The sequence below is a fragment of the Microvirga calopogonii genome (assembly GCF_003347665.1).
Classification (GTDB): domain Bacteria; phylum Pseudomonadota; class Alphaproteobacteria; order Rhizobiales; family Beijerinckiaceae; genus Microvirga; species Microvirga calopogonii.
In genome coordinates, this window is record NZ_QDGA01000015.1 from 25133 (window position 1) to 45924 (window position 20792).

At 65.1% G+C, this 20792-nt stretch carries 17 protein-coding genes; all 17 read right to left on the reverse strand.

Going from position 1 to position 20792, the window contains the following annotated elements:
• Window positions 1–35: 35 nt before the first annotated feature.
• Window positions 36–2987, reverse strand: coding sequence for a bifunctional [glutamine synthetase] adenylyltransferase/[glutamine synthetase]-adenylyl-L-tyrosine phosphorylase (locus tag DDF70_RS13980; protein WP_114945552.1), 2952 nt, complete (start codon window positions 2985–2987; stop codon window positions 36–38).
• A 92-nt stretch (window positions 2988–3079) separates the two neighbouring features.
• Window positions 3080–4513 carry a HAMP domain-containing sensor histidine kinase gene (locus DDF70_RS13985; protein WP_114945474.1) on the reverse strand — a complete coding sequence of 478 codons (1434 nt, stop codon included), beginning with the start codon at window positions 4511–4513 and terminating at the stop codon, window positions 3080–3082.
• Window positions 4514–4523: 10 nt separating this feature from the next.
• Entirely contained in the window at window positions 4524–5222 is a 699-nt protein-coding gene (locus DDF70_RS13990) for a response regulator transcription factor (protein WP_114945475.1), read from the reverse strand.
• A 154-nt stretch (window positions 5223–5376) separates the two neighbouring features.
• Window positions 5377–6591 (reverse strand): S1C family serine protease, encoded by a 1215-nt coding sequence (locus DDF70_RS13995; protein ID WP_114945476.1) that lies wholly within the window; start codon window positions 6589–6591, stop codon window positions 5377–5379.
• Window positions 6592–6717: 126 nt separating this feature from the next.
• The gene (locus DDF70_RS14000; protein ID WP_114945477.1) at window positions 6718–7218 is read right to left on the reverse strand and encodes a hypothetical protein; all 501 of its coding nucleotides are present in this window, start codon (window positions 7216–7218) and stop codon (window positions 6718–6720) included.
• Window positions 7219–7312: 94 nt separating this feature from the next.
• Window positions 7313–7771 (reverse strand): cytochrome c-type biogenesis protein, encoded by a 459-nt coding sequence (locus tag DDF70_RS14005; RefSeq protein ID WP_114945478.1) that lies wholly within the window; start codon window positions 7769–7771, stop codon window positions 7313–7315.
• A 3-nt stretch (window positions 7772–7774) separates the two neighbouring features.
• Window positions 7775–9757: a heme lyase CcmF/NrfE family subunit gene (locus DDF70_RS14010; protein WP_114945479.1), complete on the reverse strand. Its 1983-nt coding sequence runs from the start codon at window positions 9755–9757 to the stop codon at window positions 7775–7777.
• Window positions 9758–9785: 28 nt separating this feature from the next.
• Complete coding sequence (gene ccmE / locus DDF70_RS14015) at window positions 9786–10244, reverse strand: cytochrome c maturation protein CcmE (RefSeq protein WP_114945480.1); 459 nt, start codon at window positions 10242–10244, stop codon at window positions 9786–9788.
• Window positions 10241–11341 (reverse strand): c-type cytochrome biogenesis protein CcmI, encoded by a 1101-nt coding sequence (gene ccmI / locus DDF70_RS14020; RefSeq protein ID WP_114945481.1) that lies wholly within the window; start codon window positions 11339–11341, stop codon window positions 10241–10243. Before ccmI ends, ccmE begins: the two co-directional genes overlap by 4 nt.
• Window positions 11342–11406: 65 nt before the next feature.
• Window positions 11407–12804, reverse strand: a complete 1398-nt coding sequence (locus DDF70_RS14025; protein ID WP_114945482.1) for an ATP-binding protein — start codon at window positions 12802–12804, stop codon at window positions 11407–11409.
• Window positions 12801–13472, reverse strand: a complete 672-nt coding sequence (locus DDF70_RS14030; protein WP_114945483.1) for a response regulator transcription factor — start codon at window positions 13470–13472, stop codon at window positions 12801–12803. The genes DDF70_RS14025 and DDF70_RS14030 overlap by 4 nt, the downstream gene beginning before the upstream one ends.
• 116 nt (window positions 13473–13588) lie before the next feature.
• Window positions 13589–13903: a PepSY domain-containing protein gene (locus DDF70_RS14035; RefSeq protein ID WP_162820399.1), complete on the reverse strand. Its 315-nt coding sequence runs from the start codon at window positions 13901–13903 to the stop codon at window positions 13589–13591.
• A 95-nt stretch (window positions 13904–13998) separates the two neighbouring features.
• Window positions 13999–14208 (reverse strand): hypothetical protein, encoded by a 210-nt coding sequence (locus DDF70_RS14040; RefSeq protein WP_114945485.1) that lies wholly within the window; start codon window positions 14206–14208, stop codon window positions 13999–14001.
• Window positions 14157–14756: a glycoside hydrolase family 108 protein gene (locus DDF70_RS14045; protein WP_114945486.1), complete on the reverse strand. Its 600-nt coding sequence runs from the start codon at window positions 14754–14756 to the stop codon at window positions 14157–14159. The genes DDF70_RS14040 and DDF70_RS14045 overlap by 52 nt, the downstream gene beginning before the upstream one ends.
• Window positions 14757–14765: 9 nt before the next feature.
• Window positions 14766–16304 (reverse strand): DUF2793 domain-containing protein, encoded by a 1539-nt coding sequence (locus DDF70_RS14050; RefSeq protein ID WP_114945487.1) that lies wholly within the window; start codon window positions 16302–16304, stop codon window positions 14766–14768.
• A gap of 59 nt (window positions 16305–16363) precedes the next feature.
• Window positions 16364–20215 (reverse strand): baseplate multidomain protein megatron, encoded by a 3852-nt coding sequence (locus DDF70_RS14055; protein WP_114945488.1) that lies wholly within the window; start codon window positions 20213–20215, stop codon window positions 16364–16366.
• Window positions 20215–20643 (reverse strand): NlpC/P60 family protein, encoded by a 429-nt coding sequence (locus DDF70_RS14060; RefSeq protein WP_114945489.1) that lies wholly within the window; start codon window positions 20641–20643, stop codon window positions 20215–20217. Before DDF70_RS14060 ends, DDF70_RS14055 begins: the two co-directional genes overlap by 1 nt.
• Window positions 20644–20792: the final 149 nt, after the last annotated feature.

Sequence of the window (20792 nt, forward strand, 5' to 3'; positions counted from 1 at the left end):
CCTGCGGCGATCCGGAACAGGGCGAGGGCAATCACCTACTTCAGTACGGCCCTGTAGATCTCCGTCACCTGCCGGTACGTGTCGGTGAGATGCGACAGCAAGACGGTTTCGTTCGGCAGCCCCGCCACTGTCGACAGCCTTTTCAGGATCGGCTTCGGCGCCGTCTCGGCGTCGAAGCGGCCTTCGATCGTCAGCCGCTGCCACTGAAAAACATCGTTGAAGAGCTTGTGCGCGTCGATCAATGCCCGGGCGTCCTCCGTATCGAGCAAGCCTTCAACTTGCGCCGTTGCAAAAGCTCCCTCAGCCGCCTGCCCGATCAGTGACGGGTGCGCGGCACCGTAGGAGAGAACAAGGCCCTGCGCGATGAAGTCGAGGTCGGTGAGCCCGCCTCGGGCGAGCTTCAGGTCCCATGGATCCGCATCTCCCTTCTCCTGCGCGATCAGCTCGCGCATGGTGCGCACATCCTTGAACACCTGTTTCGGATCGCGCTTTTCGGCGACGATGTTCCTCACGGCATTGGAGACCTCGTCGCCGAACTCCTTATCTCCGGCCAGGACGCGCGCACGGGTGAGCGCCATGTGTTCCCAGAGATCCGCTTCGGTTTTCTGATAGTTCACGAAGCCCTTGAACTGCGAAGCAACGGGTCCCTTTCCGCCCTGCGGACGGAGGCGCAGATCCACCTCGTAGAGCAGGCCGCGCCGCGTCGGCACGGTGAGCGCAGAGACGAGACGCTGCGTGAGGCGCGTGTAGTACACGACGGCATCGAGGCTGCGTGGTCCGCTGCTTTCACGAGCGGTCTCGTCAAAATCGTAGATCACCACGAGGTCGAGATCGGAGCCTGCGGTGAGTTCGCGGCTGCCGAGCCGCCCCAGGCCGAGGATCGCCACTCTGGCGCCCGGCACGGTGCCGTGCTCGCTCTCGAAAACGCGGCGGACTTCGTCGAACGACGCGCGAATGACCGCGCGGGCAATCGCCGCGTAAGCCTCCCCCGCCTGAGCGGGAGACAGGACGCCGGAGAGGAGGCGGGCTCCGGTCACGAAACGCATCTGGCGCGCCGCATCGCGGATACGATCGAGGAAATCCTCGAAATCGCGCACCGGACCGATGAGCTGTCTCACCTGGCTTTCGATGGCTTCATCGTCGGTGGTGGGGGTCCCGAAGGCGGGATCGATCAGCGCATCGAGCACGTGCGGCGATTGGGCGACCGTATCGGCAAGGCGCGGCGCCGTCCCGAGGAGATCCGCGAAGAGAAGTCGCAGGCGGTCGTGCGATTGCAGGATGGTAAGAAGCTCGACGGCAGCCGGCATGCGGCCGAAGGCCCGGTCGAGAGCCGCGAGTGCTCCGTCCGGATCGGCGGTGCCCCCGAGTGCAGACAATAGCGCCGGGGTCAGTTCGGTGAGCACCTCGCGGGCACGCGCGCTCTGGATCGCGGGACGGCGGCCGAAATGCCAACCGCGCACCGTTTCCGCCACACGCTCGGGCTCACGAAAGCCCAGGCGTTGAAGCGTGGAAAGGGTCTCCGGATCGTCGGCCGTTCCCGTGAAGACGAGGCTGCCGACATCGGAGGCGAGTTCAGGCCCTTCCTCGAAGAGAAGTGCGTAATGCCCCTGCACGATCTTCGCCTGATCCGTGAGAGCATTCGCGAACGCCTTCAAGGTGGGATAGCCGCAGAACTTGGCGAAGCGCTTCAACTGCTCCTCGTCCGACGGCAGGCGCTGCGTCTGCTCGTCCGCCACCATCTGCAGCCGGTGCTCGATAGTGCGCAGGAAACGATAGGCCTCGGACAATTCATCGCGCGCCTTGGCGGTGATCCAGCTCTCGTCGTGCAGGGCCTTGAGCATGTCGAGGGTGCGGCGGCCCCGCAGATTCGGACGGCGACCACCGAAGACGAGCTGCTGCGTCTGCACGAAAAACTCGATCTCGCGGATACCGCCGCGTCCGAGCTTGATGTCGTGCCCGGCGACCGCGATCTCGTCATGCCCTCGCACCGCATGGATCTGCCGCTTCATGGCATGCACGTCGGCGATGGAGGCGAAGTCGAAATACTTGCGCCAGATGAAGGGGCGAAGCTCCTTCAGGAAGGTTTCGCCCAGCGCGAGATCTCCTGCCACGGGCCGCGCCTTGATGAAGGCCGCACGTTCCCAGTTCTGCCCGACCGTCTCGTAATAGACATAGGCCGACGACAGCGAGACGGCCGTCGGGGTCGAGCCCGGATCGGGACGCAGGCGATAATCGACGCGATGCACATAGCCATCGGCAGTGCGCTCCTGCAGGAGCTTGGCGAGTTGCTGGGCAATCCGTGTATAGATCGTTGCCGCCTCGGAACTGTCCTTCAGCACCGTCGTCTCGGGATCGAAGAAGATGACGAGGTCGATGTCGCTGGAATAGTTGAGCTCTCCCGCGCCGTGCTTGCCGAGCGCCAGGACGGTGAAGCCGGCCCCCTCCCCGGGAGCGTCGGGGTTCTTGAGGTTGATGCGGCCGAGATCGGCCGTCTCGGTCAGCACCAGGTTCACCCCGCCGACCACTGAGGCATCGGCGAAATCGGACAGGGCCTGCGTGACCTCTTCCGTGCTCCAGAGGCCAGCGATGTCGGCGAGAGCCACGAGTAGCGCGTGGGCATTGCGGTTCTGCCTGAAGGCGCGCACCGCTTCCATCCGCGTCATCGCGCCGGAGCGCACCTGCCGGAAAAGATTGGACTGGTTATCGACGATGGCACGATGTGATCCCTCAGGCGGCTCGAAGGCGAGCCTCGTCATCCGGGCCGGATCGTTGACGACAAGCTGCCAGAGGAATGGGGAATGATCGGACAGGGCCAGGAGGAGATCGCGTAATAGGCCGCTTTCGAGATGCCTCAGCAGTCCCTCGGCCTCGGGCTCCTCCCGGACGCGTTTGATGAAATCGGCCAATTGCGCCTTCGCGCGCTTGGTGTCGGCAACCAAAGGAGCCTTTGTCAGGCGGTCGAGAAGTGAGTTCGTCTGGTCCTGCACGGCCAATCCATCGGGTGCTGCGATGGCCCTGAGTGTTCACGCCGGAGAGCCGGAGGCAACCGAAAAGTGCCGGTAGGGTCACGCTTGATGAGTCAGGCCGCCGATTGCAGGGGTGCTTGCGGGAGTTCGGTGGCCTTCAGGGGCAATGCGAGGATGACCCGAAGACCAGGTTCATTGTCCTCCAGCAGCAGGGTTCCGCCATGAAGGCGGGCAACGGCGGCGGCCAAGCTGAGGCCGAGGCCGAAACCAGGTCGCGAACGGGCCGTCTCAAGGCGCACGAAACGTTCAAGGACGCGCCCTCGTTCCACTTCCGGGATGCCGGGACCACGGTCGGCCACGACGATCCGCACGTCCCCGTCGCTCCGCTGGGCCGTCACGCTGATCGCCTGACGAGTACCGCCGGCCGAGGCGCCATATTTCAAGGCGTTGTCGAGAAGGTTCGCCATGGCTTGGCCCAAGAGCTCGCGGCTGCCGTGGATCGGAAGGTCGTCTTCGACGGAAACTTCAAGCGACACGCCGGCCTCGTCCGCCAGCGCGTCGTAGAGTTCCGCTACGTCCCGCACCGCCTCGGCGGCATCGAAATCCGCCAACTCATCGCGGGCATTTCCCGCCTCTAGGCGCGCAATCATGAGCAGCGCGTTGAAAATGCGGATGAGGTTGTCGCTTTCCTCGATGGTGGCTTCCAGAGCCGACTTCAGCTCATCGGGCGTGCTCGCGGTGCGCAGGGCCTCGTCCGCCTTGTTGCGCAGGCGTGTCAGAGGGGTCTTCAAATCGTGGGCGATGTTGTCCGAGACCTCCCGCATGCCGCGCATCAGTTCGCCGATACGATCCAGCATGTCATTGAGGTTCTGGGCGAGACGGTCGAGTTCGTCGCCGGTTCCTGCGATCTTCAGCCGCCCTCCCAGATCGCCCGTCATGATGTGGCGCGTGATCTCGGTCATGTCGTCGACGCGCTTCAGGACGCGCCTCGTGATGAACCAGCCGCCGACACAGCCGAGCACGACGATGAAGAGCAGCGAATATCCGAAGGCGCGATAGATGACCTCCTGAAGCCGCCTGCGCTCCTCGATGTCCCGGCCCACGAGAAGCCTGAACCCGCCGGGGAGAAGATAGACGCGCACGATGGCCATGTCGGGCCGCGCCTCGGTTTCGTCCGTGCGGTTGTAAAGCGTCTCGAACTGCCCTGTGCGGCCGATGACGCCTGGCGGCAGGGCGCCCACATTGCCCACAACCCTCTCGCCGGCTTCCGTCGTCACGAGATACAGCATCGCGCCTGGCGCCCGCGAGCGCCGCTCGACGATGTTCACGAGACGGCGCAAGCCGCCGAACCTGTATTGGTCGGAAAGGCTGTTGATCTCGCTCTCGATGGTGGACACGAACTGGTCGGTAAGGAGCCGCTGGGCGTTCCAGGCCACATAGCCCAAGCCCACGAAGGCAAAGATGGTGAAGATGAGCAGATAGGCGAAGGACAGCTTGAAGGCGGTCGTCCGGACGAGCTTGCCGAGGGCACTCATGGAAGCGTTCATCGCGGCACGCTCATTCCTCGTCGCCCTCCTGTCCCACGCGCACCATATAACCGGTACCGCGGATCGTGTGGATCAGCGGCTTGTCGAAGCCCTTGTCGATCTTGGCGCGTAGCCGCGAGACGTGAACGTCGATCACGTTCGTCTGCGGGTCGAAGTGATAATCCCACACATGCTCCAGGAGCATGGTGCGGGTGACCACCTGGTTGGCGTTCTTCATCAGGTATTCGAGCAGCCGGAACTCGCGCGGCTGCAGCACGATCTCCTGACCCGAACGCGTCACACGGTGCGACAGGCGGTCGAGTTCGAGATCGGCGATACGATAGAGCGTCGGCTCGGTATTGGGGGTTGATGCCCGGCGGCGCGAGAGCACCTCGACACGGGCCAGAAGTTCGGAGAAGGCATAGGGTTTGGGGAGATAATCGTCCCCGCCCGCGCGCAGGCCCTTCACGCGGTCGTCGACCTGTCCCAGGGCGGACAGGATGAGGACGGGCGTCTCGACCCGCTGCTCGCGTAAGGAGCGGATCAGGGAGAGGCCGTCGAGCTTGGGCAGCATGCGGTCGACCACGAGCACGTCGTAATCCCCCTCCTCCGCCAAGGCGTAGCCGTCGAGCCCATCGGCGGCATGGTCCGCCACATGGCCCGCTTCGCGAAACGCCTTCACGAGGTAGGAGGCCGCCTCTTTGTCGTCCTCGATGATGAGAATCCGCATGAGCCTACTTACAAACGCATCAAAATGCCCGACGGCAGGCCGGCCCTGGAGGGGAAGAGGCCAGCCTGCCGTGGGCAGAAGACACCAGGTGCGGGGGGCGATCAACTACAAAGCCCGGTGCCTTTTACTCTTAGTGTGGATCAGGCGCGCCGGATCAGGCGCCCTTGGGCTGGCTCCCGACCTCGAGGGTCACGGTCCGCTCCTTGCCCTGACGCCAGAGGGTGAGCGACACGGACTTGCCGGGGGCCACGTTCGCGATCCTCCGCGAAAGGTCCTTGGCCTCCTTGATCGGCTCGCCGTCGACCGCAATGATGGTATCGCCGGTCTGGACGCCCGCCTTGGCAGCTGGGCTGTCCTTCAAGGCCTCGGCCACGAGGGCACCCTTGGGCTCCTTGAGGCCGATCGCCTCCGCGATCTCCTTGGTCACCGGCTGCATCTGAACACCGATGAAGCCGCGGGTTACGGAGCCCTTGTCCTTGAGCGAGGCGACGACCTGCTCGACGGTGCTCGCCGGGATGGCGAAGGCGATGCCGACGCTGCCGCCGGACGGCGAGTAGATCGCCGTATTCACGCCCACGACCTCGCCCGAGAGATTGAACGTCGGTCCGCCCGAGTTGCCCTTGTTCACGGGCGCGTCGATCTGGATGAAGTCGTCGTAGGGACCGGAACCGATGTCGCGGTGCTGGGCCGAAACGATGCCGGCCGTCACGGTGCCGCCGAGGCCGAACGGGTTGCCCACGGCCAGGACCCAGTCACCGATGCGGGCCTTCTGCGGGGCGAGGCGCACATAGGGGAAGTCGTTGCCTTCGACCTTCAGCAGCGCGAGGTCCGTCTTCGGATCGGTGCCGATCACCTTGGCGTTCAGCTCCTTGCCGTCATCCATGGTCACGGTGACCTGGGAGCCGTTCTCGACCACGTGATTGTTCGTCACCACATAGCCGTCGGCCGAGATGAAAAAGCCGGAGCCGAGGGCCTGCCCGAACTGGCGCGGACGCTGCTGGCGGTCACCCCGGTCGCCGCGGCCGGGCATCTGCTGATCGCGGAACTGGCGGAAGAAGCGCTCCATCGGGCTGCCGGGCGGGAAATCGGGCATCGAGAACTGCTGGCCGTCCTCGTCGTCGCCCTGGTCGGCCACGTTCTGCACCTTGACCTTCACGGCGACGACGGCGGGCTTCACCCGGTCGATCATATCGGCGAAGGACGGCATGCCCTGCATCGGCTGTGCCATCGAGCGCAGCTCGGCATGGGCGGGATTGGGAGCAACCAGACCGCTTTCGACGGCGCCGCCCGCGATGATCGCGGCTACGGCGACTGCGCCGAGCCATTTCGTGGTGCGGTTGCGGGCGGGAGCGGAAACCTTGTCCAACATGTCTTGTCTCTCCTCGAAGAACTCTTGTTGGTTCGTCATGAGAGCAAGATGGGGGTTCAAGCCTTACGGTACTCTCACCCGAAGATGAATTGTTGGTAAGGTTTCAGGAGAAGCCACCCGGCCGGTTCACCGCTTCCTGCGAGACGGTGGCCTGACCTTTCCGGCCCTTGCCTTCGTGGCCTTGGGCGTCCTCACCGAGGCCGCCCTCGTCCTATGTGGTTTCGCACGCTCAGCCTTGTGGCGGGCCTTGCCGAGGCTCGAAGCGGCGGCAAGCTGTCCGTCGGCCGGCGCATCGTCAAGCACCCTTTGTGGCGGGAGCGGAGCGGTGCTGCTCGCCACGACAGTCCGGTCGATGCATCGCGTGACATAGGCCGCGCGGCGTTCGACGAGGCGGCGGTAATCGTCCACCCCGATCTTGCCCTTGGGCACGATGCGGCTTCTCGCCTCGATGCGGCATGCCTCGCGTTTGTCGGCGAGATTTTCGCTCGATCGGGCGGCGGAAGGCAGAGCAAGAAGGATCAGACACAATCCGTAGGCCGCAAGCTTCACGACCGTACCTTTCGCAGGGGAATATCGGGAGATGTAAAGGTCGGATATCAGCCGCTGCCAAGCTTGGCGCCGCGACATAATGGCCTGATCACCACAAAGGACCGGACATGCTTAACACGAGGCATGCAGCCTCTTCGAGGCAGCTTTTTCCGGCCGCGCCTGCGGCGTGGCTTCAAGCGCTCTGATCCCTCTTGAGCAGATCGTCCAGCGCCTTCTGCTCCTCGGCATCGAGCGCGGTGGCGGGACGCGGGCGACGTCGCATGGCTACGTAGGCGCCGATGCCGCCGAGAACCAGGACGAGAGCGGGGGTCAGCCAGAGCAGCAGCGTATGCGTGCCGAAGGTGGGCCTCAGCAGCACGAATTCGCCGTAGCGCTGCACGAGAAAGTCGCGCACCTGAGCGTCCGTGTCACCCGCCACCAGACGCTCGCGCACCAGCAGCCGAAGGTCCTTGGCGAGCTGAGCGTCGGAATCGTCGATCGACTGATTCTGGCAGACGAGGCAGCGCAGGCCTGACGAAATCTCGCGGGCGCGCTTCTCCAGCGCCGGATCCTTGAGCACTTCGTCGGGTTGCACGGCGAAGGCGGAGCTGCTGAACAGGAGGGCAGCGAGGAAGGCGAGAACGAAACGCATGGCCTACTCCGCGGGGACGGCAGTCGGCGGCACGACCTTCGCGCGGGCCGGCGCGCCGATGCGCAGGCGCCGATCCGTGAGCGACAGGGCACCGCCCGCAGCCATCACGAGGGAGCCGATCCAGATCAGCAGGACCAGCGGCTTGTAATAGAGCCTCATGCCGATAGACCCGTCCGCCTGGATCTCGCCGACACTTGCATAGACCTGACCGAGTCCGATGGTCATGATGCCCGCTTCCGTCGTCGGCATGCCACGGGTCACATACAGCCGCTTCATGGTCTCGAGCGTCCCGAGCTCGCGGCCGGAGCCGAAGACCGTCAGGAGCGCTACGTCCTCGCGATAGTTGGCCTCGACGCGTGGAAGGACCCGTTCGAGCCGTACCTCGTAGTTCCCCGCCTTGAGCCGCTCGCCCGGCTTCAAGCTGCCGATGGCCTCGACGCCCCAGGCCGTCGCGGCAATACCGATGACCGTCAGCCCCACACCTGCATGAGCGATCGTCGTTCCCCAGGCCGAGCGCGGCAGGCCACGCGCTTTTCGCCAGGCAACCGCCATGGGCGTGCCCTTGGACCAGGACCGGGTGACGACCTCGTTGAGCGAACCGAGCACCAGATAGACACCCAGACCAACGCCGAGCGGCGCGGCCACCGGCCCGCCGTACTCGAGCGCGAACATCGCCAGGGTGGCCAGGAGACCGATGCCGAACACTGCATAGAGACGCTGAGCCGTACCGAGGAAGTTGCCGCGCTTCCAGGCGAGCGTCTGGCCGAGCGGCAGAAGCAGAAGCAGCGGAACGATGAGCGGCAAAAAGGTGAAGTTGAAGAACGGCGCGCCGACCGAGATCTTCTCGCCGGTGAGCACCTCCAGCGCCAGTGGGTAGAGGGTGCCGATGAACACCGTGGCGCAGGCGCTGGCGAGGAAGAGATTGTTGAGAACGAGCGCGCCTTCGCGGGAAACCGGCGCGAAAAGGCCCCCCTGCTTGAGCATCGGCGCGCGCCAGGCGAAGAGCGCCAGCGATCCGCCGATGAACAGGATCAGGATGCCGAGGATGAACGTCCCTCGCTCCGGATCCACCGCAAAGGAATGTACGGAGGTCAGAACGCCGGAACGGACCAGGAAGGTGCCGAGGAGCGACAGGGAGAAGGTCAGGATGGCAAGAAGGATCGTCCAGACCTTCAGGGCATCGCGCTTTTCCATCACCACGGTGGAATGCATGAGCGCGGTGCCTGCGAGCCATGGCATGAGAGAGGCATTCTCGACCGGGTCCCAGAACCACCAACCGCCCCAGCCGAGTTCGTAATAAGCCCAGTAGGAGCCCATGGCGATACCGAGCGTCAGGAATGCCCAGGCTCCGAGGGTCCAGGGACGCACGATGCGAGCCCAGACCGCGTCGATGCGCCCGTCTATCAGGGCCGCGCAGGCGAAGGCGAACGAGATCGAAAAGCCCACATAGCCGATGTAGAGCAGCGGCGGATGGATCGCGAGGCCGGGGTCCTGCAGCAGCGGGTTCAGATCCTGTCCTTCGAGCGGCGCCGGGACGACGCGGGTGAAGGGGTTCGACGTCGTGAGAATGAAGAGCAGGAACGCGATGGTGATCGACGCCTGCACCGCGAGCGTGTTCGCCTGAAGCCGCAGGGGAATGCTGTTTCTCGCAAGCGCCACCACGCCTCCGAACAGGGCGAGGATCAGCACCCAGAGCAGCATGGAACCTTCGTGGTTCCCCCACACGCCCGAGATCTTGTAGATCAGCGGCTTGGCCGAGTGGGAATTCTGCACGACGTTGAGCACCGAGAAGTCGGAGTTCAGATAGGCGAAAGTCAGCGCCAGAAACGAGAACCCGATGCAGGCCAGCACAGCGAGGGCGCTTGTCGGCGCGACCGCCATGAGCACGGGATCGTTGGCGCGCGCGCCCCATAGCGGCACGATGAACTGGATCAGCGACAACCCAAGCGCCAGCGCGAGTGCGAAATGTCCGGCCTCGACCAACACGAGGGATCTCCCTTGCTACTGCGTTACCTTACTGCGTCTTGGGCGCGGCGTTGGCCTCGCCCATCCAGTGCCCCTGCTTCTTCAAGGTGTCGGCCACCTCGCGGGGCATGTAGTTCTCATCATGCTTGGCGAGAACGGAATCGGCCCGGAACATGCCGGGACTCACGAGTACGCCTTCGGCCACCACCCCCTGCCCTTCCCGGAACAGATCGGGCAGCAGACCCTTGTAGCTCACCTGGATCGCGGCCTGCGCGTCCATGACCTCGAAGCTGATCTGCTGATCCGAGCCACGCTGGACGGAGCCTTCCTTGACGAGACCGCCGAGGCGGATGCGCGTCCCGGGCTGCACGTTCTTCGCCTGGATGTCGGCCGGGGAATTGAAGAACACGATCGTGTCGTTCATGGCGTAGAGCACGAGACCGAGCGCGATCGCCAGGACGGATCCTGCGACTCCGATCAGGGTCAAGCGGCGTTGTTTTCTCGTCATGGCTGAGCGTCGGTCAGTTTCAGTTCCTGCGCCATCATGTCGATGGTCTTCAAGGCGTCATTGTCCTGCGCCAATGCCTCTCTGGCGCTTCGAGCAGCGGCAACGGCTTTATCACGCTGGCCCAGAACCGCATAGGAGCGCATCAGTCGCGCCCATTCCTCCGCTGTGCCGCCTTGAGCCTCGAGCCGGCTGGCAAGGCCCGCCACCATGCCGGCAATCGCCTCCGGCCCGATCTGCGTTTCGCCGGCAGGCCCCGTCGCCGCCTGAGAGACGCCGAGGGCGGCTAGTTCCTGCTTCACGGCCTCGACCCAGGGAGCATTGGGCGGCGACGAGGACAGCAGCTCCGTATAGGCCGTCTTGGCCTTCTCGACCTGTCCATCCTGAACCGCCGCGCGGGCGAGATAGAAGCGGCCTTTCGGGGATGCAGGATCGAGCTTGACCGCCTGCTCGAAGGCCGCCTGTGCCTCGCTCGACACGAGCCCGTCCTTGGCCATCACCAGGACCTCGCCGTAATTGGCGAAGCGGTCGGCATTCGGAGGCAGATAACGGGCCGCGGCCTCATAGGCCTTCGCGGCATCTTCGATGCGCCCCATGCGCAGGTAGACCGGAGCGATCACTTCCCAGCCGCGGCCGTCCTGCGGGTTCTTCGCCAAATGGGATTCGATCTGGGCCACAGCCGTCATGAGGTCGACATTGCCGGCCTGCTGCGGCGCCTGCTCGGTGGAGGGCTGGCTCAAGGACTGCGGCGAGCCGTAGATTTCATAGGTCGCAAGCGCCAGGATCGGGATGATGGACAGGGCCAGGGTCGAAGCGGCGCGACGGCGGCGCAGGGCCGGCTCTCCGACAGCCGTGATGGCCCCACCATGCAGGCCGGTCGCCCGCAGGAGGCGCCGGCCGGCTTCCGCCTTGGCGGCCTCGGCCTCGGCGGGCAGCAGAACGCCGCGCGCCAAGTCCTTCTCGATTTCGGAAATCTGCTCGCGGTAGAACTGCGTGTCCGGATCCACCTGCCTTGCCACGGCGTAATGGCGCGACAGCGGCCAAAGCACCGCCATCACGGCCGCCGCCGTCATCGCCAGGAGAATGATCCAGATCACCATAAAGTCCTATTTACTGCGTGTCCTCCTCAAGCACGACGGTGGCACGGTGTCACGCGTAAATGTCCCTAAGTCGAACTCCTATCCCCGGGGAGTTCGAGGATAGCCCTGAGGCCGCCCGCGGGTGAGGCGTCCAGCCTCAAGGTGCCGCGATAAAGGGCGGCAAGGTCGCTCACGATGGACAGGCCGAGCCCTGAGCCGGGCTTGGTTTCGTCGAGCCGGCGACCGCGCTTGAGCACCTCCTCCCGCGCCGCCTCCGGTAGCCCGGGCCCGTCGTCGTCGATGAGAAGGCGAAATCGGGGCCGGTCGTCGTCGCGCAGGATCTCGACCGATACCACCACCTTCTGCGCGGCCCATTTGGCCGCGTTGTCGATGAGATTGCCGGCCATCTCCTCCAGGTCCTGCTTCTCGCCGCGAAAGCGCAGATCCGACGGGATGGCCAACTCGACCTCCAGGTCCTTGTCCCGATAGATCTTGGCGAAAGTTCGCGCGAGGCCCGCGATGACGGGCTCGGCCTCTGTCAGTGTTCCAAGCGTTCCCGCAAGCGCCGCCGCACGAGCACGGTCGAGATAGTAATTGACCTGATCGCGCATGGTCGTCGCCTGCTCGCGGACTTTGGCGGCAACGTCCTCGGGCGCGTTCTCGGCCTCGTTCATAATGATGCTGAGCGGGGTCTTGAGCGCGTGGGCGAGGTTGCCGACCTGCGTACGGGCGCGCTCGAGGATCTCGCGGTTGGTGTCGAGAAGGAGGTTCAGCTCGCTGGCGAGCGGGGAAATGTCGCGGGGATACTCGCCCACGATCCGTTCCGCCTCGCCCCGCCGGATCGCGCCGAGGGCGCTGCGGAGATTGGCGAGTGGTCGCAGGCCGAAGCGGATCTGCAGCAGCGTCGTGAAACCTAAGCCGATTCCGAGAAGCGCGAAGGTGACGGTGAGCGCGAAGATGAAATCCCGCACGGCCACATCGATCTCATCGGCCGGGCCGGCAACGCGGATGATGTAACGCCCATCCTCGCCAAGATCGATGTCGCGTTCGATGATGCGCAGATTTCGGTCGTCCGGTGCCTTGCCGTAGCCGCGGCGGATCTGGCCGAAACGGTTGTCGCCCGAAGCGAGGCTCGGCAATTGCCCGCCGAACAAAGATTTCGAGGAACGGATCTCGCCCGCCGCCGCGTTGGGCCGAGCCACCTGCCAGTACCAGCCGGACAGAGGCAGCTCGAACCGCGGATCGCCGATCGGGCCGAGATCCCGATCCGGGTCCCCGGGCCCGACAAGGTTGGAGGCAAGGGTGTTGGCGTAGACGAGGAGCCGCTGATCGAAAGCGCGCTCCGTATTGTCGCGATAGAGCGTCGACAGGATGAGCCCCGCGATCAGCAGGATCACGAAGCTCCAGAAGACCGAGGAGACTGCGAGCCGGACCGCGATGGGCCGGCTGGCGAAACGACGCACGAACGGCGGCAGGCGGGTCACGTCTTGGTCTGGCCCGCGTCGAGGAGATAGCCCAAGCCTCGGACGGTCTGGATGATGTCGACCCCGAGCTTCTTGCGCAGGCGGCCGATGAAGACCTCGATGGTGTTCGAATCCCGGTCGAAATCCTGATCGTAGAGATGCTCTGTCAGCTCGCCCCGCGAGACGATGCGGCCCGTATGGTGCATGAGATAGGAGAGGAGCCGGTACTCGTGGGAGGTGAGCTTCACCGGGTTGCCGTCCACGGCCACGCGACCGGAACGCGTGTCGAGCTTCACGGGGCCGCAGGCGATCTCGCTCGTGGCATGCCCCGCCGAGCGCCGCAGCAGCGCGCGGACGCGGGCGAGAAGTTCCTCCATGTGGAAGGGCTTCGTGACATAGTCGTCGGCCCCGGCATCGAAACCCTGGACCTTGTCGCTCCAGCGGTCGCGAGCGGTGAGAATGATCACCGGGGTCTTGCGCCCCTCACGGCGCCAGGCGGTCAGGACCGAAACTCCGTCCACCTTGGGAAGGCCGAGGTCCAGGATGATCGCGTCGTAGGGTTCGGTCTCTCCGAGGAACTGCCCCTCCTCGCCATCCATGGCGGTATCGACCGCGTAGCCAGCCTGTTCAAGGGCCGTCACGATCTGCTTATTGAGAGTTCTATCGTCCTCGACAACAAGTAAGCGCACGGTTCGAGTATCCCCTAAAGCATCGGATCGACCCGATGCTGAATTCCTTTAACGACCCTGCTCGGACGTGAAAACCGGATCCACTTCACTGGCGCGGCCCTTGGGCGCGCGATGCGCTAGCGGACCGATTTCACGCGCCCTGATGAGCCTTCGATCATCACTTGCACGATGCGACCGTCCTTTTGCAGGACCGAGATCACATAGACAAGATCATTGCTGTTGCGGCACAGGCTGGCCCGGACCACGTCCGCCCCCGGGACCTGGCGCCGCGCCGTCATCACGGCGGCTGCCGGTGCGACGACGCCCTTGGCGGCCACGGCCTCCTGCATCTCGCGGGGCGGCAGACAGTTTTGCAGGGCAGCCGCCGGGCTCTGCGCGAACGCCGCCCCCGTTACCCCCCATAATGCTATGACCAGCCAAACCAAACGCATGAACCGACCATGACCTTGCCGCAATGAACAAATTCTGAATGCTTCGAAGGCCGATTTCCTGGCACGAAACCAGCCCCATCCCCCTGAAAATGCTTCTAATTCAGAATCTGTTTCGTAGCCAGGATCCGGAAAACGGTCGAGGCGATAAAGCTTGCCGCCGCGACGAGCTGCACGAGAGCCTCCTCGAAAGACCCCGTAGCGAGAGCCGTCCCATCGAAGCCGAACAACCCGAGAACGAGAACCGCAAGCCCGATCAGGTTGGCCCATACGGTGCGGCTGGCGAGAATGGTCTTGGTCTCGAACATATCAAACATTCCTTGAAGATGAGAATGGAAGGGATGCGAGCCGGAGAGCCTCCTGCTCGATGGCGAGGACACGCCTGCGCCAGCCCGCCGAAGACGGGCCAAGTGGCGAGGCGGCCGAGGAACCCGAGGCGGGCTTTCGTGAGGCGGCGAATGACGTCCGGCATATCGGCCTCGCGCGCGGCCCTCAGCGTGACCGGGCCGATGATCCCATCCGCCTCGACTCCGAGAGCCGTCTGCAGCATTTTCACAGCCCGTGCCGGGCCGGAATTGACCGCGAGGTCGAAGACGGCGAGATCGAGTCCGGGTGGAAGCTCCTCGGCGCGCACGGCGTCCCAATAGAGCTGCCGGTAAATGGAGATCGCCTCCCGCCGGCTCAGGCGGCGAACGTCGTTAACGGATGCCGGGCGCTTCTTTGCCCGGGAGAGCGTCTCACGGGTAATGCCGAACTTGGTGGCGCCGCCTGGATCGCGGGGGTGCTGCACGAACCCGCCCTCGTGCTTCAGCACTTGCTCGACGGCTTTTTCGAAGCGGTATGGAGAAGCAGTCATGCGCGATCCTCACAGTTCCGCCTGCAGGGCGATGAAGGCCTGATTGCCCAGGTAGAGGTTGCCGATGGCTCCCGTCACACCGGTGAATGTGGCGCTGGCCTGGAACCTGAGGACGATGCAGGTTGGGCTCGCGGGTGTCACGGCCGTCACGGTCAATGCTCCCGAGAGGCTCGACCACGAAGCACCGCTGTTGTTGTAGAAGCCGACCTGATTGCCCGCGGGTGTTCCGTTCGACCACGAGAACCCGCTGGTCACCAGCACCGGATCGGCCCTCATCGGCACCGGCAGGGTACAGGGGAGATCGATGTTGTTGGCTCCCACGCGCTGCCCGAGAGCGCCCAGGATTCCGGCTGTTCCGCCGCTCACGGCAAGTCGCTGGTAATAGCGGCGGCAACGGAACTCCTCGACTTCGAGCACCGTGCCCGCCCACGGTGTCGCGTACGCCCCGACCTCGAGCTTGACGCGCCTGAAGGAGCACGTGCCCGACGGCTGGAGCCGCACGGTGATGTTGCCTGTCTCGACCCCGTCGAGCGTCACGCTCACCGAGCGGCGACCGGCTCCCGCCGGGATCGTCGCGGCCTTCGACCCGATGAAGATCGGTAGGGGCTCTGACGGATCCTCGACGGAGAGGGTCAGGGTCGCGCCCGCGAAACTCGCGGCACCGATCTGCGCCGCCGCAGGACCTGCCTCGATCACCTGTTCGAGCGCGCCGGACAGCGTGATCGTGCCGTCCGCCGCGAGGCCGAGCGTACAGCCGCCCGGGCCGCCTTTCCAGCGGTCGAAACCATAGAGTCCCGCGCTCAGAGCACCGCCCGGAAACTTGCGCTGGTTCACGAGAAAGGCGGCATTGATCAGAAGGTTCGATCCCGGCACGTTGGCGAGCCCGCAAGGGAAGGATGCAACGCCCGTCCGGTGATCCACCAGCAGCGCATCGCGCCACTGGCTCCCGTCGGCCGAGACGCGGATGCCGAAATCGTCGTTGCCGATCAGGCCCGTTTCCGCACGCCCGCTGTAGGCGCGCTGATAGAGCTGAGACAGAACGCCGGTTTCCGTGCTCTTGTTGAGCACGAAGCGCAGATGGCCCGTGCCGCCCTCATCTGTACCCAACGCGGTAAAGAGCGCCGCATTGAGCTTCACCGACAGGCGGTTGACGCCGTCCGCCGCCGTGCCGATTCCGAGCCGTTCCAAGTTGTTGATTTCGTCCGGAACCGCCCCGGACGGTTTCCATTCGCTTCCGTCGAAGACGACGAACAGGTCTTCGGCCTCCACATAGGCGAGCCATCCCGGGTTCGGCGCAAAGAAGCGCCAGCTTCCGAGATCGAATAGGGCGACATGCCCCTCCTGATCGGCGAATGCGCCGGTTGCGCCGGCTCCGACGAGGAACCGGTCGCCCTCCGCGGGCGATGCCGGCGCGACGGAGCGGTCGCGTTCCCTGACCGCGAGTTGCACGAGTGCATCGAGGGATGCGAGCGCCTCGTTGTGGGTGACGTGCTTCTGCGCCTGCGCGGCCGCGAGGAGCGGCAGAGCGAGATGGGGTGTCGACGACATGGAATCAATTTTTCTCTGATAGGAAAATGCGAAAATTAGCGGTGGGTGTCATCTAAAGGTCAGCGAACAGTAACCGTGGCGTGACGCTCGAAACCGCGCCCGGCCACGGCGCTCATCTGCGCGATGCGAAGGGCGAGCGTGGATTGGATGCCGCCGAAATCAGCCGTCTCCTGGGCGTTGCCGTAGACGATGGACGGCTGCGCGCTGGTCAGCGTCCTCACGACGGCGTCGTTCTTGAGAATATCGATCTCGTAGCGCTCCGCATCCTCGCCCAGCGGAACCTCGTCCGCCTCCCAGCCGTCGCCGTTGCGGCGGGTGCGGCGCACCCATTCGAGGCGAATGCCCCCCGGTTCCCGCCGGGCCGTGACATGCACGGGACTGAACGGCTTGAGAGCGTCCCGCCCAACCGTTGCGACGACTTCGGTGACGGCAGGATCCCCGTGGTCCCGACCCGAGGGACCGATCCTGTAGCGCCAGGTCCCTCCCAGATCCTGCAGGCTCGCAGTGAGAGGCACCACGGCCTCGTCGAGTTTGACGAGGAGCGCGCCCGCCGGCACGGTGCGGGCGGCCTCCGGCTCGGAACCGGCAAGGCCACGCAGAAACCGCGAGAGGCGGTACATGCGCTCCCCGATCAACTCCGCACGCGCGGCGGACAAAATCTCCCATCGGCCGTTGGGTCCTTGCAGCGCGAACAGGTTCCGGCCGCCGAGGACGGGTTCGTCGTCGATGGAGCTCAAGGCGCCGGAGGAAATCTCCACGTCGAGCACGCCTGACGGATCCCAGCGCCAGAGCGGTCCCGGTATGAGGGCTGTCTTGGTACGACCGATCACGGCCGGCAGCTCGAGGACGCGGACGGGCGTGAAGCTCGTCCCATTGCCGGATCGCCAAATCGTCATGGCACCGGGCCAGGGATCGGCCGCCACGGCGAGATATTGCAGAGGCGCCGGATCGCCGAGAGCCGCGGGCAGATCGAGCACAACGACGGCCGGTTTGCCGGGCACCGGCGGCGGACGTTTGACGGGTTTCTCAACGGACAGGCCCGGCCGCTCGAAGACGGCGGGTTCCACGGCCCTGGTGCTGATCCTGCGCGTCGGACCGTCGGCGATGCGCGTGATGCGATGCAGCTTCTCACCGGCATCGGTCGAAATCACGATCACGTCGCCAGGCTCCAGATCCATCCGTCGCGGCGACAGCTCGAACTCGGCGCCTTCACGTCCTGCCCAAAGATCCTGCAGCCAGGTATCGGCGAGGCGCTGCGCCTCCGCGCGCCGGGTGATGACGGCGCTGTCCGCCCTCGCCTCGCGGCGGCTCGAGCCGGAAAGCCGCCGCGAGGCCACGGAGGCCCGGCGGTAATCCGTGTCGCCTTCGATGAATCCGACTTCGACCTGCTGCGGAAGCTCGGTTTCCTGGGCGCGTGTGAGCTTGAGCGACGGCTCCTTTTCGCCGAGCACGAGATCGTCCTTCGTCAGGTGCACGACCGCTCGCCCGCCACGCCCCTGCCACGCGATGCTGCCGCCCCGCGCGACCGCATCGACGCCGAAGAGACGCAGCAGAGGCTCGACCGCACCCCGCACGGACATGGGCCGGTCGATCACGTAGCCGTCCACGAAACCGTCGACCGGAATGGCACCGGGATCGGCGAAGCCGTAATCCCGCAGGATGCGCGCGATCAGCCGGTCGAGCGTCGCGCCCTCGATGCGGCCGGTGATCCAGTGGCCAGTTTCCCAGTTGCCGCCATCAGCCCAGACCGTGTCGAAATCGGGGAAAGCCGGAAAGGGTCGCGCATCCCAGGCCCATACGAACACGTTGTCCGGGTCCACCATGCGCCCATTGTAAGTGGACGATGCCGGATTGTACTCCGCGAGGAAGCCTCTCTGGGCCGGATCGAACCGCGACAGGATCGCTTCGAGCGTGCGCGCCTGAACAAGATCGTCGCGCACGCCTCGTGAAAACGGCGGATAGGCGGATTCCGAGGACTTGGGATCGGGAAATACGTTCGGACCGTTCGGCCCCTTGTCCACGGCCGGAACGCCGATCTCGGTCAGCCAGATGGGCTTCGATTGTGCCTGCCAGGAGGTGGCGCTGGTCTCGACGCCGTTCACGCGCTCCACATGCGGGTTCGACCACCAGGACACGAGATCCTTCGCCCGGAAGATCCAGGGCTTGTTGTAAGCGCCGTCGGTGATGGGCCGCCGCGTCTGCGCGGCCCGCTCCGAGGCATTCGCATAGTACCAGTCGAAGGCCTCGCCGCTTCCCAGCCGCCCACGCAGGTAATCCACGTCGTAGATATTGCGGGCAGCGGGCAGGTCCGCATGATTGGGGCCGTCGCGCCAATCCGAGATCGGCGGATAGTAATCGATCCCGACCGCATCGATGTCGTCGCTGGCTAAGAGCGGATCGAGAGGAAAGCGCACCTCGTCGCCGCCGTCGAGAACATGGGCGCCGTATTCCGTCCAGTCTGCCGCATAGACGATCTTCGTGGACGCCCGCAGGATGTCGCGGACTTCGCCCGCAAGCGCCTTGAGCCTCGTGACGGCGGGATAGACTCCCGATGCCGAGCGTACGCGGGTCAGACCGACGAGTTCGCTACCTAGGATGAAGCCGTGAACACCGCCGGCCTGCTCCGCGAGGTTGGCATAATGCCGGACCATGCGGTTGAACCCTGCGGAGCGGGTGAACCATTGCTCGACCTGCGTGGCGGCCGCCGCTGTTCCGTCGGGGGTGCCACTCTTTCCTGGCGCGGGATGACAGGTGATGCGCCCCCGCCAGGGATAGGGCGGCTGGCCCGTGCCGCCGTAGGGGTCCGGCAGATCGTTGCCGGCGGGAACGTCCATCATCACGAAAGGATAGAGTACCACCTGGAGCCCGCGCGCCTTCAGGTTCGCGATCAGGCGCTTGACGGATTCGTCGGAGGGCGTTCCGCCATAGGCCGGCGATCCGCTCACGAGCGATACCGCCTTCGCGCCTGCACGCGTCACGCCCGCCACGGACCATGTGGTGCCGTCATTGCTCTTGGTCTTCACGTCCACGCGCGGTTCGATGAGGCAGGATCCGGCGCGCAGATCATCGCCGAACCAGCTCACCACCAACGATACACGCTTGAGATTTGGGCAAAGAGCCTGCAAGGCATCCAGCGATGCCGCCACGTTGGTGTCGCGCTGCATCTGATGCCGATTTTCCGGCCGTGTCTTGCCGAGACCGAGCACTTGCGTGACCGGCAGCGTATCGTAGCCGAACTCGCTCGCACCGGGTATGAGACACACGGCGCGGATCATGCGGTTGAGCCCGTCGACGGGACGAACCACCTCGAACGAGAATTGCGGCACGCGGTTGCCGAAATCCGCAAGCGGCAGTCGCTCGAACACCACATAGGCCAATCCGCGATAAGCCGGTGCGTTCTGCGCCCCTTCCTTCGCGACGATCAACGGGTCGGCGCTTTGCGTCTCGCTGCCCGCATGCACGCGCATGGTGACGGTGCTGAGGTCGAGCTCGCGCCCGTCGGCCCAGACGCGGCGGATGAAGGCGATGCGCCCCTCGCATAGGCAGACCGCGAGATTGGCGAAATAGGAATAGCTGGTGGTCGTCGTCTTCTGCCCGCCCATGCCTTTGCCGCCTTGGCTCGAGCGGTCGGTGTTCGCCACCTCCTCGAGCCGGGTTGCCCAGATGAGCTGGCCGCCGATGCGCGCGCGGCCGTAGACCCGCGGGATCGGCGCACCTTCCGTGGAAGTGAGGCCGTCGATGTCCTTGAGGCGTGGCCCCTCCACATGCTTGGTGCTGTCGCCGCTGAACAGCGCGTTGTCGATAGCCGCGCCTGCGAGACCGCCCAGCGCACGGCCGGCCATGGCGCCGATGGGTCCGCCGATCATGCCCCCGACTGCGGCACCGACGGTTTGAAGAACGATTGTAGCCATCAGTCTATGTCCGGAAAACGAAAGGCGAAAGCCAAATGGCGCCGCCACCAGGGATGAAACGCGACCTCGGCCACCGACGCGCCGTCATGGGCGTGGATCATGCTGTCGGGCGAGGCCGCAATAGCGCAGTGCTTGGCCGGCATGGTCGCGCGCCAGCGGAAGAGCAGCACGTCGCCTGCCGTGAACTCATCGCATGCGATTTCGACAAGGTATTTTCGGGCCGCCGCCACGAGCGTATCGGCCCCGGCCTCCGCCCAATCGGGCGAGTAAGGCGGCGGCAACTCGGGCTCTGCGCCCATGACGCCGCGCCAGACCCCGCGCAGGAGGCCGAGGCAATCGCAGCCGACGCCCTTGAGCGACGCCTGATGCCGGTAAGGCGTACCGATCCACGAACGGGCCTCGGCGAGGATGAGGTGGGTTTGGGACATGATTGAAATTGTTTGCAAAGAAATAGCCCTCATCCTGAGGAGCAGCACAGCTGCGTCTCGAAGGAGGTTCCAGAGAGCACTGGAGACGCCTCGTCCTTGGAGATGGTCACTCACGTGACCTCCTCAGGATGAGGCTGCGTGGAGAACGA